The 14321-nt window shown below is 60.9% G+C and carries 14 protein-coding genes; 8 read left to right on the top strand and 6 right to left on the bottom strand.

The window, feature by feature from the left end:
• The first annotated feature begins 13 nt into the window (after positions 1-13).
• From LUA85_RS13790 to LUA85_RS13760, 7 genes are all read left to right on the top strand, one after another.
• Complete coding sequence (locus LUA85_RS13790; RefSeq protein ID WP_231470861.1) at positions 14-2350, top strand: DUF2460 domain-containing protein; 2337 nt, start codon at positions 14-16, stop codon at positions 2348-2350.
• Positions 2347-3168 carry a DUF2163 domain-containing protein gene (locus LUA85_RS13785; RefSeq protein WP_231470860.1) on the top strand — a complete coding sequence of 274 codons (822 nt, stop codon included), beginning with the start codon at positions 2347-2349 and terminating at the stop codon, positions 3166-3168. Before LUA85_RS13790 ends, LUA85_RS13785 begins: the two co-directional genes overlap by 4 nt.
• On the top strand, positions 3165-3560 hold the full coding sequence (locus tag LUA85_RS13780; RefSeq protein WP_231470859.1) for a peptidoglycan endopeptidase: 396 nt from the start codon (positions 3165-3167) through the stop codon (positions 3558-3560). The genes LUA85_RS13785 and LUA85_RS13780 overlap by 4 nt, the downstream gene beginning before the upstream one ends.
• A 5-nt stretch (positions 3561-3565) precedes the next feature.
• Complete coding sequence (locus LUA85_RS13775) at positions 3566-5764, top strand: phage tail protein (RefSeq protein ID WP_231470857.1); 2199 nt, start codon at positions 3566-3568, stop codon at positions 5762-5764.
• Between the two features lie 25 nt (positions 5765-5789).
• Positions 5790-6248: a DUF2793 domain-containing protein gene (locus LUA85_RS13770; RefSeq protein WP_231471880.1), complete on the top strand. Its 459-nt coding sequence runs from the start codon at positions 5790-5792 to the stop codon at positions 6246-6248.
• A gap of 193 nt (positions 6249-6441) precedes the next feature.
• Entirely contained in the window at positions 6442-7524 is a 1083-nt protein-coding gene (locus tag LUA85_RS13765; RefSeq protein ID WP_231470855.1) for an OmpA family protein, read from the top strand.
• Between the two features lie 92 nt (positions 7525-7616).
• Positions 7617-8156, top strand: coding sequence for a superoxide dismutase family protein (locus LUA85_RS13760; RefSeq protein ID WP_231470854.1), 540 nt, complete (start codon positions 7617-7619; stop codon positions 8154-8156).
• 92 nt (positions 8157-8248) lie between these two features.
• Here the strand turns inward: LUA85_RS13760 and queC are convergent, their stop codons facing one another.
• The 6 genes from queC to LUA85_RS21660 all read right to left on the bottom strand — a co-directional run bounded on the left by queC (position 8249) and on the right by LUA85_RS21660 (position 13586).
• Complete coding sequence (queC, locus tag LUA85_RS13755) at positions 8249-8950, bottom strand: 7-cyano-7-deazaguanine synthase QueC (protein ID WP_231470852.1); 702 nt, start codon at positions 8948-8950, stop codon at positions 8249-8251.
• A 69-nt stretch (positions 8951-9019) separates the two neighbouring features.
• Positions 9020-9499, bottom strand: a complete 480-nt coding sequence (locus LUA85_RS13750) for a DUF3617 family protein (RefSeq protein ID WP_231470848.1) — start codon at positions 9497-9499, stop codon at positions 9020-9022.
• A 96-nt stretch (positions 9500-9595) separates the two neighbouring features.
• Positions 9596-10495, bottom strand: a complete 900-nt coding sequence (locus LUA85_RS13745; protein ID WP_231470846.1) for an Hsp33 family molecular chaperone HslO — start codon at positions 10493-10495, stop codon at positions 9596-9598.
• A 10-nt stretch (positions 10496-10505) separates the two neighbouring features.
• Positions 10506-11432 carry an ornithine carbamoyltransferase gene (gene argF / locus LUA85_RS13740; RefSeq protein ID WP_231470845.1) on the bottom strand — a complete coding sequence of 309 codons (927 nt, stop codon included), beginning with the start codon at positions 11430-11432 and terminating at the stop codon, positions 10506-10508.
• Positions 11429-12622: an aspartate aminotransferase family protein gene (locus tag LUA85_RS13735; protein ID WP_231471879.1), complete on the bottom strand. Its 1194-nt coding sequence runs from the start codon at positions 12620-12622 to the stop codon at positions 11429-11431. The genes argF and LUA85_RS13735 overlap by 4 nt, the downstream gene beginning before the upstream one ends.
• Positions 12623-12794: 172 nt before the next feature.
• Positions 12795-13586 (bottom strand): cold-shock protein, encoded by a 792-nt coding sequence (locus tag LUA85_RS21660; RefSeq protein WP_305799991.1) that lies wholly within the window; start codon positions 13584-13586, stop codon positions 12795-12797.
• 298 nt (positions 13587-13884) lie between these two features.
• On the opposite strand from LUA85_RS21660, the gene LUA85_RS13720 reads away from it, so the two are divergent.
• Positions 13885-14319, top strand: coding sequence for a TIGR01244 family sulfur transferase (locus LUA85_RS13720; protein ID WP_231470844.1), 435 nt, complete (start codon positions 13885-13887; stop codon positions 14317-14319).
• Positions 14320-14321: the final 2 nt, after the last annotated feature.

The following is a 14321-nucleotide window of genomic DNA, read 5'->3' as shown; positions in this document are numbered from 1 at the left end:
CGGAGAACGGGACATGAGCCACTGGCTCGCCAAGCGCCGCACGGTGCAGCATACCGATACCATCCAGCGGTTCGATCCGCGGTTCTGGACGGTCAACTTTCCCCGGCCGGCGATGGCTTCGGTCATCACCACCGCGCCCGATGCCTTGCGCGTGGATACGGTGTTCCAGAAGGCCGACGATCTTGTCGGGCTGATCTGGGAATCGGAGGACAAGTGGGATCATCCGCTGTTGTCGTACGACACGCGGCGTGATTATTCGCGCCTGACGCTTTCGTTCCGGTGGCGGTCTTCGGGCGTGCTGCCGCTGGACGCGGTCAATGGACCGACGCTGACCATCGAGGGGCGTGACGCGGCGGGCAATGCGCGCGCATGGTATGTGCGATTGTGGAACTATGCCACGGGCACACCGACCGATGCGCAGGTGACCCTGCCATTTTCGGCGTTGAGCGGCGGGTTTCTGCTGCCGGACGAGGCTGATCCCGTCCATCCCACCGACATCGATCGTTTGTTCATTTCGCTGGTGCCGCCGGGTTACGGCACGGGTGCGACGCCTTTTGCCAACGCTGCGACAGGGTGGGTGGAACTGACCGCGGTGCGCTGCGAAGGGCACAAGCCGATGCTTGAAATTGGCGATGTCATGGTGCCGCCGCATGGTCTCTCCATGTGCACGGGCTATGACGATGCCTACAATCTGACGCCTGCGCGATTGCTGCGGCAGGTGCGTGGGCTCGGCTACCGTGGGAGCATCAACCACTACATCGGGATGAGCCATTTCTTCCCGTTGGTGCCCGATGGCGTGGGCGGGTTTGTTGTCGACCCTGCGCTGCCAGCGATGAATGGGGCTGCGAATGCGTGGCATGGGGCGTTTCTGGCTGAAGCGGCGCGGATGGGATACACCGTCATTGCATCGCAATCCTACGAACTGCTGGCGCAGCATTGCCCGGCTGCCTGGCAGCAGCGAACCTGGGAGGGCGAGGCGGGGTTGACGGGATGGTCGCCGCCATCGGCCCTGCTTTCGCCTGCGAACACCGAAGCGATGGCGTGGGTGCGCAAGGTGGGCGTGGCGCTGGTCGGCTTGATGCAGGACGCAGGACTGCCGGTGCGCCATCAGGTGGGTGAGCCTTGGTGGTGGGTGACGCAAGACCGGCAGATATGCATTTATGATGAGGCAGCGAAGGCCGCTTTCGGGGGCAGTCCGGTCAATATTCCTGACCTTGGCGCGAACCTGAGCGCTGCGCAGAAATCCTTGCTGGATGCGGCGGGCGCACTGCTGGCGCAATCGACGGCCGGACTTGCGGCGGCGGTGAAGGCTGCGGCGGGGGTAGCGGGAGCCGAGACACTATTGCTGGCGTTTCTGCCGACGGTGCTTGACCCGGTAACCCCGGAGGCGCTGCGCGCGAACTTGCCGACGGGGTGGGCTTCGCCTGCATTCGATGTGCTGCAGCTTGAAGATTATGACTGGGTCACGACCGGCAAGGATGCGTTGCGCACGCAAGCGCGAACCTTGGCTGAAGCGCGGCTGAATTATCCGCGCGAGCAGCAGCACTACTTGTCAGGCTTCGTGCTGAACGGCGCGAAGGCTTCGGTCGAGTGGCCGCGCATCGACGCTGCGGCAAGCGAGGCGGTGGCGTTGGGGGTGGCCGAAACATTCATCTGGGCGCTGCCGCAGGTTTCACGCGACGGATATGTCCGCCTTCCCGACAATAGCGGAGACGAAACGATGCAGTCCTTCGATGATGTGCTGTTCCCGCTCGCACTGGGCCGGGACGCCTCGGTTACGCCTGAATTTTCGACCAACGTGACGATCACCGCGTCAGGATTCGAGCGGCGCAACAGCTTGTGGTCGGACGCGCGGCTTCGATTTGACGTGGGGCCGGGGGTGCGATCCGATGCCGAACTGGGTGAGCTGATCGGGTTTTTCCGGGCGCGGCGTGGGCAGGCGCGAGGGTTCCGGTTGCGCGATCCGTCGGACTTCAGCTCGAACGGCATGACCGGCACGCCGACACCCATCGATCAGGTGATCGGGACAGGCGATGGCGCCAATGCGCGGTTCGAACTGGTCAAGTTGTATGGCGCAGATGAAGACGCCCAACGGCGGCGGATCACACGGCCCCGGACGGGCACGATGCGGGTGAGTGTGAATGGTATCGAGACGGGCGATTTCGTGGTGGAACCGCTGGGGGTGATCGGTCTGGCGAGCGCTCCTGCGGCAGGAGCAGTGGTGCGGGCGGGCTTCCAGTTCGACGTGCCTGTGCGATTCGCCGAAGATCGCCTCGACATTTCTGGGGCTGAATTTGCAGCTGGCGAGGCACCGAGCGTACCGCTGATCGAATTGCGAGAAGACGCATGAGCAGGACCTGGTTCAGCCAGGCGCTGGAGACGGTGGCGGTGTGGTGGCGGATCGAGCGGTGCGACGGCATCACGCTGGGGCTGACTGGACATGACCGTGATCTGGTGTTTGCCGGACTGCGTCACCGAACGGCACCGGGCATGGTGCCTTCGGCTGTGCGCCGGACGGCCACGTTCGAACCGGATTCCGCCGAAGTCCAGGGCGCGATGAGCCACGATGCCATCGGCGAGGCCGATCTTGCAGCAGGCCGGTTCGATGGTGCCCGCGTTTCAATGGGGCTGGTGGATTGGGAAACGCTGGAGGCCGAAACGCTGTTTACCGGCACGATCGGATCGGTGGGACGTGAAGGGACGACTTTTTCGGCGGAGTTGCAATCGATCAAGCACATGTTGGCCCGCCAGATCGTGCCCCGGACTTCTCCCAGCTGCCGGGCCGAGTTTTGCGGGGAGGGCTGCACTCTTTCCGCCGCTCGGTTCACGCGTGATGCCGAAGTGGTTGAAGTCTCCGCTGATCGGCAATGGGTGAAGATTGCCGGAATCGCCGACGCTGCAAGTTTCGATTTTGGCTGGCTGCGTGCGGTCGATGGTGCCGATGCGGGCTTGCTTGTACGTGTCCAGTCAGTTGACGAGGCGTGGCTGGTGCTGGAACGGCCGCTTTCGGACGATGCGACCGCAGGGATGCAGGTGATTCTGCGCGAAGGTTGCGATCATACGATTGCGACTTGTGCTGACAGGTTCGGCAATGCCGTGAATTTTCAGGGCGAACCGTTTTTGCCGGGTAACGATCTGCTGACGCGATACCCCGGAGCGCAGGGGTGAACACCCAGCTCGCTGTAGTGGCTCTCGAACTGGTCGGAACGCGGTTCCGGCTGAACGGGCGGACTGTCGAAGGCGGACTCGATTGCGTCGGGCTGGTGGCGCAGGTGCTGCGCCACGCCGGGTATTCGGCCAGACCGCCGGAGGGATATTCGCTACGTTCGATATCCGTCGCGCAGTGGCTTCACCACGCTGAAGCAAGCAACCTCATCCCCGTGGCGCAGGACGGCGATGTCATCCTGTGCATGGTCAATCCCGTCCAGCCGCACCTGCTGATCGCGGTGCCGGGCGGGTACGTGCATGCGCACGCAGGGCTGGGGCGCGTTACCTTCATGCCTGCGCCGTTGAGCTGGCCGATTGCCCGGCAATGGCAACTTGCTGACAAGGAGCATTGATCGTCATGGCAACCCTGGTTCTTTCCGCTGTCGGCACGGTTCTGGGTGGACCGCTTGGCGGCGCGATCGGCGCATTGATCGGACGGCAGGTCGATTCCAGCATCATTGGCAACCGCAAGATCGAAGGGCCGAGGCTCAAGGAATTGTCGGTGCAGACTTCGAGCTATGGATCGGCGCTTCCACTACATTTTGGCCGCATCCGCACGTCAGGAACGGTAATCTGGGCAACCGAACTGGTCGAGCATCGGGAAAGTTCGAGCGGTGGAAAGGGAAGGCCTTCGACGACCAGCTACAGCTATACCGTATCTTTTGCGGTTGCAGTTGCGAGCAGGCCAATTGCCGGAATTGGCCGCATCTGGGCAGACGGTAATCTGCTGCGCGGCGAAGCCGGCGATCTCAAGGTCGGCGGGCAATTGCGCATCCATTCCGGTCATGGTGACCAGCCCGCCGATCCGCTGCTCGCTCAAGCTGAGGGGTTCTGGCGCAACCCTGCCTATCGCGGACTGGCCTATGCGGTATTCGAGGATCTTGAACTGGCAGATTTCGGCAATCGCATGCCTTCAGTGACGATGGAAATCATTGCTGATGATGGCATCGTATCAATGGTGGACGTGATTGATGCACTTTTGCCGGGCGCCGACGCCAAAGCGTTGTCGACTGCGGTGGTGCATGGTTTCACGATCGATCAGGGCACCATTGGTGACGCATTGGCTACGTTGTCCGAAGTGACGCCAATGTCCTGCAGGGTTGAAGCTGAAGCCTTGGCGTTTGCGCTGGCTGAAGGATCGCCGACCGTTCTGCCTGCAATGCTTCCCAACCCTGTGGCGGGGGGTGAAACTGCGGAGGACGCCAAAACAGAAGGGTGGGCGCGGCGGCGCGAGGCTTTGCCTTCAGCCCGGCAGTGCGCAATCCGATACTATGACATAGCTCGTGACTACCAGCCGGGGTTGCAGCGCAGCGTCGGTCGTAGCGGACTGGGCGATGTTTCGGTTATCGAACTTCCTGCGGCTCTTGCCGCCGCAGACGCGAGGGTTCTGGCCGACCGCGCCGCCCGGCGGTTTACAATGCCGCGGGATACCCTGCGATATCGGGCCAGCGAGATTGAAGGATCGATCGGGCCAGGTGCCATGGTTCGAACACCTGTGGCAGATGGGATCTGGCGCATCGACCAGTGGGAGTGGCAGGCCGACGGGGTCATGCTTGATCTGCTGGCAGTGCCGGGATCGCCACCAGTCAGCTATGTCGCTGATTCCGGTCGGGCGAACCAGAGCAGCGACTTGCTGGCGACACCAACGGTGCTGGCGGCGTTCGAAATCCCATGGGATGGTTTGAGCGATGGTGCGGGGCCGGCTGTAAGAGTTGCTGCGACATCCTTGACCGGCGGCTGGACCGGAGCGGCACTGTTCGTTCGCCGCTTTGACGGCGCAATGGAGCCTCTGCCCGCTACTGGACGGCGACGCGCAGTGGCAGGCATCGCCACGGAGGTTCTGCAAGGTGGTACGCCTCTTCTGTTCGATGCTTGCAACCACGTGGATGTGGAACTCGCATCCGTAGATTTCTTCTTGGAAACGGTCACTTGGGCGCAGATCATGCAGGGCGCCAACATGGCCTTGCTCGGTTCCGAGATGATTCAATTCGCGTTCGCCGAAAAGGTTGGCGTGAAAACCTGGCGGCTTTCCGGGTTGTTGAGAGGCCGCGGCGGCACCGAACATGCGATTACCAGCCACGTGACTGGCGAGCCGTTCGCGCTGATTGACGATAGACTGTTGACGGTGGCTGCCGCCTTGATCGGCGACACGCCCGGCAACGAGATTGTTGCGATCGGCAGAGGCGATGTTGAGCCAGCGACTTGTACCATCGGAAATGCAGGGCTGACGCTGCGCCCTCTCGCTCCTGTTCACGCACAGGCGATCCGCACGATCGATGGCGGTGCCGAATTGCGTTGGGTCCGCCGCGCCCGCGGCGCGTGGCGCTGGCTCGATGATGTCGACGTCCCACTGAATGAAAGTGCCGAGCTGTGGGAGATCAGTTTTGGAGCAGCCGATAACCCACTGAAGATATGGCAAACGGCATCATCGTCTTTGGTCATTTCGCCCGCACTTTTCACCGAACTTCGGTCCAGCGCAACGGAGCAGGTGTTCGCGATTCGGCAAGTGGGTCGCCAGTCCCGTTCATTGCCGCTGATTGTCGAAATTCCAGCATGAACCCTTTGCCTGAAAGGTGAATGAAATGCCTGAACTCCTTAGTTACTCAACTGCAACACCCTGCCTTGGGCTGCCCATGCTTTTTGCAGGCCAGGCCCAGAAGGAAACGACGGTCAACGAGGCGCTGGTGACGTTGGATTTCCTTCTGCCCGGCGCTGTCGAGGGAATAACCTCCATACCACCGACCGATCCCGAAGTCGGAATGGCCTGGATCGTCGGACCTGACGCTACGGGTGCATTCGTCGGGGAAGTCGACAGGATTGGCGGATGGACCCAAGGCGGTTGGAGGTTCGTTCAACCGCGCCAAGGTATGCGATTGCTCGATCGCACCATCAACGCCTACCGGTACTATTCGGATGGCTGGTCGCTCGTCGCGGCGCCACTTCTGGCTACCGGAGGAAGCACCGTGGACATAGAAGCTCGATCATGTCTGGCAGCTCTGTTGACCGCTCTTGAAGAAATCGGCATAATTTCGTCAACGTGATTGGAACCAAAACGCAACTGCAACATTCCTACGGCACATGAGGGCGCCTACAGCTGCCATATTGCAGGTCACAACGGTTTCAGTTCGTTGTATTCGTGCAACAGTCAGTGTGTTTGTCCGCTTGCATGACCACTTTGTAACCGGTAGACAGCCTGCACGACGTGGCATGATGTCGCTAAAAGGGGAAACTATAATGCGGAAACTGGTCCTGGGCGTAGCCTTGGCCTCGACTGCCTTGGCATCGCCAGCGCTTGCGCGCGATGATTCTTGGTACGTCGAAGCTGAAGCAGGCGCGATGATTGTCGAGGACATCGAGAACCTTACGGGTTCTGGTCAACTTGGCGTGCTTGATACGCGAAACGGCTACGACTTCGGTGGTATCGTTGGTTACGATTTCGGTGGCTTCCGCCTCGAAAGCGAAGTCAGCTATCGTCGTGCGGAAGAAAAGGGATACGATTCACCGACGGCTACCCGCGTTGACAGCCAGTTTGGCGGCGGCGCTGAAGCTTTGAGCTTCATGGTCAATGGTCTGCTCGACTTTGGTCCCGATGACGGTCTCCAGGGTTTTGTGGGTGGTGGCGTTGGCGTTGCCCGCACCAAGGTTGCTGTGATCTATAACGATGTCGCTCGCAGCCTCGTGGACTCCGATACCGGCTTTGCCTGGCAGGCTCTTGCCGGTATCCGCACTCCGCTCAGCGACAATGTTGACGTTGGCCTGAAGTATCGTTTCTTCAACCAGGATCACATTGACCTGGTGAATAACGCAGGCACAAACGTTCGTACGCGTTTCCGGTCGCATTCGCTTTTGGGTACGTTGACCTACAACTTCGGTGGCGCTGCCCCGGTCGAGGAAGCTGCTCCCCCGCCGCCTCCCCCGCCGCCGCCTCCCCCGCCGCCGCCTCCCCCGCCGCCGCCAGCAGTGGTCTGCAACAAGGGTCCGTACATCGTGTTCTTCGACTGGGATAAGTCGGACATCACGCCGGAAGCTTCGACCATTCTGGATAATGCCGTTACCGCTTACGGAAACTGCGCCAGTGTGCCGATCATGCTCGCCGGTTATGCTGACCGTTCGGGTACTGCCAAGTACAACCAGGCTCTTTCGGAACGCCGCAACGTGTCGGTCCGGTCTTACCTGACTTCGCATGGCATCCCCGATGGTTCGATCACGAGCCAAGCATTCGGTGAAGCCAATCCGCGCGTTCCAACTGCGGACGGTGTGCGTGAACTTCAGAACCGTCGCGTGGAAATCACGTACGGTCCGGGTTCGGGCATGTAATTTTCGGATAACGCCGAATTTTGAAAGGGGCTGGAGAAATCCGGCCCCTTTTTCGTTATGAACTCCGTAAGTCGATTTTGCGGAGATCATCCATGAACAAGAAAATTCCCGTCATAGCGTTGATAACGGCGTCTCTGCTGGGGGGATGTGCGACCACGCCTGCGGAAGGATCGATGCCTGTTATTGGACGGGCTGTTCTGGCAGATGCCGCAGGCAAAGGCATTGGAACCGCCGAGATTGTCGATCAGGGTTCAAGTGTGCTTTTGCGGGTAAGCATAGCGGGTCAGACCCCAGGCGACCACGGCATACACCTTCACATGACCGGCAAGTGTGAAGCGCCAGGCTTTACGACGGCAGGCGGGCATCTGAACCCCGGCGCTCATCAGCATGGCAGCCTGAATCCGGCGGGGCCGCACATCGGCGATTTGCCAAATGTTGTCGTCCTGTCGGATGGCAGCGGGACGCTAGACACCCCGCTTGCTGGGAGTGTTGCGGTTCTATCCCCCACCATTTTTGATGGCGACGGCACCGCAGTCGTTCTTCATGCGGCCGCTGACGATTACAAGACTGATCCAAGCGGTAACAGTGGCGGACGTATCGCCTGCGGAGTGCTTGTCCGCAACGCCCGCTAATTTGAAGCCACCATCGACGTTGGTGGGGTTTCTTCCCACGCTCGCTTGAGCAGCGTCAAGCGAGCGTGGGCATGTTGGTAGCCTGAATATTCTCAGGCGGAGCCGTATCGGGTGTCATCTTCAAGGCCCGCTTCGGCAAATCCTGCACGTCGCAGGCGGCAACTGTCACACACACCACAAGCCGTCCCATCCGCTAGCGGATCATAGCAGGACCAGCTTTCCCCTGTCTCCAGGCCCAGCCGTGCTGCTTCAAGAGCTATTTCGGATTTCTTCAGGTGTTGCAGCGGCGCATGCACCGTAACTGTTCCCCCCTCGCTACCAATCTTGGTTGCAGTGCGAGCTAGTGATTCAAACCCGCTGATGAATTCCGGGCGACAATCGGGATAACCGGAATAGTCCAGCGCATTTACCCCGATGAACAGATCGTTGGCCCCGGCAGCCTCCGCCCACGCCAATGCGAGGGATAGGAAAATGAGATTGCGTGCCGGAACGTAAGTGACCGGGATGTCTTTGCCGACGCCATCTTTCGGGACAGCGATATTATCGGTCAATGCGGAGCCGCCGAACTGCCGCAGATCGAGGGGCAAAATTACGTGGCGTTCAACGCCCAGTCGCTTGGCGATGCGATCGGCTGCGTCAAGCTCGATCCTGTGGCGCTGGTTATAGTCGATGGTCAGCGCAAGGATGCGGAAGCCTCGTTCCTGCGCGAGTGCGGTGCAGACCATCGAATCGAGGCCGCCGGAAAGCAGGACGACGGCGAGTGGTGAATGGGTGGTCGTATTGGAGAATGACATGCCCGATGGGCTAGCTTCCGCTGGCGCGCGATGCAATGGGTCGACTGCAAAGGATGCGACGTGGACCGATCAACGCCTGCATGGGCCGATGCGCCGCGCTTCTGCTGAAAAGTTGAATGGCAGGCCGCTTTCGATTCCTTGCGTTTCAACTTGTGCCAGTCTCGTATTTTCGAAACGCAATCGCGTATGCCCATAACCGTTGGCGGGGCAGGTGTATTGTACCGTCACCGTACCCGGTGAATCCTCGATGACGAACTGACGGCAGGTTTGGCCGGAGTGACGAATCTGGATGAGCTTGCGCCCGTTATCGATGCAGATCCCGGCTTTGGCGGTCTTCGACCCCTGAGGTACGATCGCCCACAAACCAGGTTCCAGTCGATCCAGCATGGCAAGTGCCGGTTCCTGCGCACTTCCGCACACGGCAATAAGCGCCATGCCGAAGCACAGGGCCATCGTGCTTGCCCGCGCCACCGAGCTTATTTTCCAAGACTTTATAGCCATAACGCGTTCTTTCACACCACCAGCGCTGCACGCTGTGGGCTTGCTCACCCGCGCGCATATATCATTGCTGTGATTGCGGTGAAACGGCGCATGGCATCGATGAAATGTGAAAAGTTCTGTTAGAATTGTTGGGATGCACTATCGTTAGAGATTGATCTCGAACTCGCGCGAGCAAAAAGCGCAATCCACCACGATGAGTCCATCATCGTTTTTCATGTCTTCCCGGTCCACAGCGGCAAATCGGGAAAGAACATCGCGGTAATGTTCGATCGTACAGCGACAACCGCGGCTTAGTGCCGTCCCGGCCTCCACTCTCACTTCCCGCTCTTCGTGGAACAGGCGCCAGACAAGCGTTTCCAGGTCGAGCGCAGGATCGACAAGTTCTTGCGCCTTCACGGAGCCGCTCAGCACCGAGACATGTTCCCACTCAGCATGATCCAGTTGCACATGCAGCCGCTCTCGCCCCTCTTCGCCTTCGGGAAGGTGCTGCAGCAACAGCCCGCCAGCAATGCAGCCGGTGGCGCTATTGGCAATGCCGACGCGGATAAGCGTCGGCACTTGTTCAGACTGGTAGAAATACTTCTCGCAGGCTTCGGCGAGGGAATTGCCTTCCAGCGGAACCACGCCCTGATACCGCTGCCCGGTTGCGGCCAGATCGAATGTGATCGCGAGATAGCCTTCGCCAAACAGCGCAAACAGCGATGGCGCCGGCCCCAGTTCGTCCAACCGTGCCCGATCGTGGCGGACGTAGCCACGCAACTCGCCATTGCGGTAATCGCAGACGAGCAGATCGACAACGCCACCCTTGGTCTGCGCCTGCACGGTCATCTGGCTGCCCTGGTCCTTCAGTAGTGACCCTAGCAACGCCGTCACCGTCAACGCTTCGGCCAGCAGGCATCTGATCGGCGCCGGATAGCTGTGCGCCGACAGAATGGTATCGAGCACAGGCCCAAGCCGGACGACCCGCCCCCGCGCATCGCGGTCTGGCAGCGTGAAGTTGAGCAACTGGTCGAAACCCGTTGACGGCTGGTCCTGTTCGCTCACTCGGCGTCTCTCAAATCTGTCCGAAGACCCAGCGCAGGATAGACTTTTGCGCATGGATGCGGTTCTCCGCCTCGTCCCAGATGACCGACTGCGGCCCATCCATCACGGCATCAGTCACTTCTTCGCCGCGATGCGCAGGTAGGCAGTGCAAAAACAAGGCATCGGGCTTGGCCACGGCCATCAATGCTTCGTTGACCTGATAGGGTGCCATCGCCGCCAGCTTGGCTTCGGCATGAGCCTGTCCCATCGATATCCAGGTGTCGGCTACCACGACATCCGCACCGCGCGCGGCTTCCAGCGGGTCGCGCACGATACGCACATTGGCGCCAGCAGCGTTTGCTGCCGCGATGAAGGATGCATCGGATTCGTATCCTTCAGGCACACCGATCCTCACGTTGAACTTCATCAGTCCTGCCGCTTCGACGATTGAATTCAACACGTTGTTGCCGTCGCCCAGCCACGCCAATTCCAGTCCGGGCAGCGCCTTGCCGTGTTCGATCAGTGTCAGCAGATCAGCCATGATCTGGCACGGGTGTGAAAGATCGGTCAGGCCATTGATCACCGGCACCGAGGCATGGCGGGCCAGTTCTTCCACTTTGGCGTGATCGTCGGTCCGCAACATGATCACGTCGGCCATGCGGCTGAGAACGCGGGCGGTATCGGCAATCGTCTCGCCCCGGCCCAGTTGCGTCGTCCCGGCGTCGAGAATCAGTGCCGCGCCGCCCAACTGGCGCATGGCCACGTCAAACGAGACGCGTGTGCGGGTAGAGTTCTTCTCGAACATCATTGCCAGCAAGTGACCGGTCAGCGGGGCATCGGCATCTGGCGTACCCTTTGGCACCCCGGCGCGCGCCGCCTTGCGATCAAGCGCGTCATTCAGCATGGCGGCGATCGCATCGCCGCCAGCATCGGTCAAATTGAGGAAATGCCGGGTCATGTAACAGGCGCCTCCGGCGCATAGCTTGCAGCAGCGGCTGACAACCGGTCCATGAATTCGTCCATATGGCTGTCATCGATCACCAGCGGCGGAATGACGCGCACCGTGTTGTCACCAGCCGAAACGGTCAGCAACTGGTGATTGTCGCGCATGTGCGCCACGAAAGGCCGCGGCTCGACTTTCATCATCAGGCCCAGCATCAGGCCACGGCCACGCACACCGATGAACAGATCGGGATAATTGCCGATGAACTGTTCGATCCGCCCGCGCAGCCGTTCGCCCTTGGCACGGACATCTGCCAGAAATTCGTCGTTCGCCACCACATCGAGCACGGCCTCCCCCGCAGCCATCGCCAGCGGATTCCCGCCATACGTGCTGCCGTGCGTTCCCGCCACCATGCCGCGCGCGGCCTTTTCAGTGGCAAGGCAGGCCCCCATCGGGAAGCCGCCGCCAATCCCCTTGGCTGTCGCCATGATATCCGGGATCAGGCCATATTGTTCATACGCATAGAGCGTACCCGTGCGGGCCACGCCGCATTGCACTTCGTCAAAAATGAGCATCAGATCATGCTCGTCGCACAGCGCGCGCAACCCCTGAAGAAATGCATCCGAAGCATCGCGAATGCCGCCTTCGCCCTGGATCGGCTCGACCAGAAAACCTGCCGTGTTTGGGCCGATAGCGGCCTTCGCGCCCTCAAGATCGTCGAAATCGACGTATTTGAAGCCTTCGAGCAAAGGCAGGAAGCCCTTGTGCATCTTATCCTGATTGGATGCGCTGATCGTGGCCATCGTGCGGCCGTGGAAGGCGTTCTTGAAGGTGATCAATTCATACTTGTGATCGTTCCCTCCCGCGCTGTGATAGGCGCGCGCGGTCTTGATCGCGCATTCCACCGCTTCGGCACCCGAATTGGTGAAGAATACCGTGTCGGCAAAGGTCAGGTCGACCAGCCTCTGCGCCAGATGCTCACCCTGCGGGCTGCCATAGAGGTTCGAGACGTGCATCAGCGTTGCGGCTTGCCGCTGGATGGCACCGATCAGATGCTCGTGCGAATGCCCAAGGATGTTCACGGCAATGCCGCTGGCGAAATCGAGATAGCGTGTGCCGTCCTCGGAAATCAGGTGGCAATGTTCGCCGCGCACCGGACGCACGCCGCACCGGGGATATACGGGCATCAGCGGGGTGATCGACATTGGCATCTCCTGTTGCTTGGCAAACGGTCCGGGTGGCGCGGCCATGGCGCATTGTCCGGGTGGGGAAAAGGGAATCGCAAACGACAAATGGCGGCCCCAAAAGGACCGCCATTTGTGCACGTATGTTGGTTGCAGGCCGCCGGTCAGATCACCGGAAGCGATGCAATCGGGATCAACCCTGAATCGGCACCAGGTTGACCGCCGAGTGCTTGCCTCGTCGATCGACCTCAAGGTCGAATTCAAGCTTGTCGCCTTCGTTCAGTTCACGAAGCCCCGAACGCTCGACCGCGCTGATGTGCACGAATGCGTCCGGCTGTCCGTCATCACGCGTGATAAAGCCGAAGCCTTTCATCGCGTTGAAGAACTTGACCGTACCAGTGGCGCGCTCACCCGTCAGCTCGCGCTGCGGTGCCGCAGGCTTTGCCGCAACCGCGATCACGTCACCCACGACCTGAAGATCGGCTGCCGAAACCTTGCCGCCACGATCGACGAGGTTGAATTCCAGCTGCTGGCCTTCTGCCAGGCCTTCAAGACCCGCACGTTCGACCGCGCTGATGTGCACGAACACATCTTCGCCGCCGTCTTCGCGCTGGATGAAGCCGAAGCCCTTCTGGCCGTTGAAGAACTTTACGACGCCCTTGCCGGTGCCGACGACCTGTGCGGGCATGCCGCCACCGCCGCCGCCGCCGCCACGCGGGCCGCCGAAGCCGCCACCGCCGCCACGCGGGCCGCCGAAGCCGCCACGATCGCCACCGCCGAAGCCGCCGCGATCACCGCCGCCGAAGCCACCGCGATCGCCACCGCCGAAGCCGCCACGATTGCCGCCGCCGAAGCCGCCACGATCACCGCCGCCGAAGCCGCCGCCAAAACCGCCACCACCGCCGTAGGGATCGAAACCACCTTCGTCGCCGAATCCGTCGCGCTTGTCCTTGCCGCGACCGCGCCGCCCTCTGTCAAAACCCATAGAAATCAATAGACCTTCAATCCGCCCCTACCTTCACGGCACCGCAGGCCGGACGCGGGGACCAGCGGCACGACGAAGGAATCACTCCCGGACTTTGATGGGCCGGAGGTCTCCTTTGCGCGAAAGACTATAGCCAAAAAAAAGGCAAGCGCGAACGGAATCGACATATGCCGGTCAATTAGCCCCGAAAGATGTGGCTTTAATGCCGATTTGGCGCAGATTCCGGCAAGACTTGCCCCGCCTTCAGCCATTGGGCACAAGCGCGATAATGCCTTCAATGATCGGGACTCAGTCAGCCATGTTTCGCAAGATCGATGATAAAACCTATGCCAGCCCGCAAATTACGCTGGCTGAGGTCGCCTATGCCAAGGCGCTCGGCATTGGCTTGATCGTCAACAATCGCCCCGAAGATGAATCGGACGACCAGACCCCCGGCCCCGATATCGAGGCTGCCGCGCGCGAGGCTGGTCTTGACTACATCGCCATCCCGGTCACGCATGCCGGGTTCTCGATGACCCAGGTAGAGGCGATGCAGCAGGCACTGGCACAGGCGGGGGATGCTCCGGTCCTTGCCTATTGTCGCTCCGGCACACGCTCCACCCTGCTGTGGGCGCTGGCGCAGGCCAAGGCCGGCATCAACCCTGACGAGATCGCCGCCAAGGCCGCTGGCGCGGGTTATGATATCGCGCCGATCCGCGCCACGGTGGATATGCTCGCCGCGCAGGCCGGATAAGC

Source organism: Novosphingobium sp. CECT 9465 (assembly GCF_920987055.1).
In the GTDB taxonomy this organism is placed as follows: domain Bacteria; phylum Pseudomonadota; class Alphaproteobacteria; order Sphingomonadales; family Sphingomonadaceae; genus Novosphingobium.
Note: the sequence above shows the minus strand (reverse complement) of the source record. Positions and strands in the feature narration are given on the sequence as shown.

What these genes read in the sequence shown, in the direction of transcription:
- LUA85_RS13790 (WP_231470861.1), top strand. Translation starts at nt 14, where the DNA reads ATGAGCCACTGGCTCGCCAAGCGCCGCACGGTGCAGCATACCGATACC.
- LUA85_RS13785 (WP_231470860.1), top strand. Translation starts at nt 2,347, where the DNA reads ATGAGCAGGACCTGGTTCAGCCAGGCGCTGGAGACGGTGGCGGTGTGG.
- LUA85_RS13775 (WP_231470857.1), top strand. Translation starts at nt 3,566, where the DNA reads ATGGCAACCCTGGTTCTTTCCGCTGTCGGCACGGTTCTGGGTGGACCG.
- LUA85_RS13770 (WP_231471880.1), top strand. Translation starts at nt 5,790, where the DNA reads ATGCCTGAACTCCTTAGTTACTCAACTGCAACACCCTGCCTTGGGCTG.
- LUA85_RS13765 (WP_231470855.1), top strand. Translation starts at nt 6,442, where the DNA reads ATGCGGAAACTGGTCCTGGGCGTAGCCTTGGCCTCGACTGCCTTGGCA.
- LUA85_RS13760 (WP_231470854.1), top strand. Translation starts at nt 7,617, where the DNA reads ATGAACAAGAAAATTCCCGTCATAGCGTTGATAACGGCGTCTCTGCTG.
- queC (WP_231470852.1), bottom strand. Translation starts at nt 8,950, where the DNA reads ATGTCATTCTCCAATACGACCACCCATTCACCACTCGCCGTCGTCCTG.
- argF (WP_231470845.1), bottom strand. Translation starts at nt 11,432, where the DNA reads ATGACCCGGCATTTCCTCAATTTGACCGATGCTGGCGGCGATGCGATC.
- LUA85_RS13735 (WP_231471879.1), bottom strand. Translation starts at nt 12,622, where the DNA reads ATGTCGATCACCCCGCTGATGCCCGTATATCCCCGGTGCGGCGTGCGT.
- LUA85_RS21660 (WP_305799991.1), bottom strand. Translation starts at nt 13,586, where the DNA reads ATGGGTTTTGACAGAGGGCGGCGCGGTCGCGGCAAGGACAAGCGCGAC.
- LUA85_RS13720 (WP_231470844.1), top strand. Translation starts at nt 13,885, where the DNA reads ATGTTTCGCAAGATCGATGATAAAACCTATGCCAGCCCGCAAATTACG.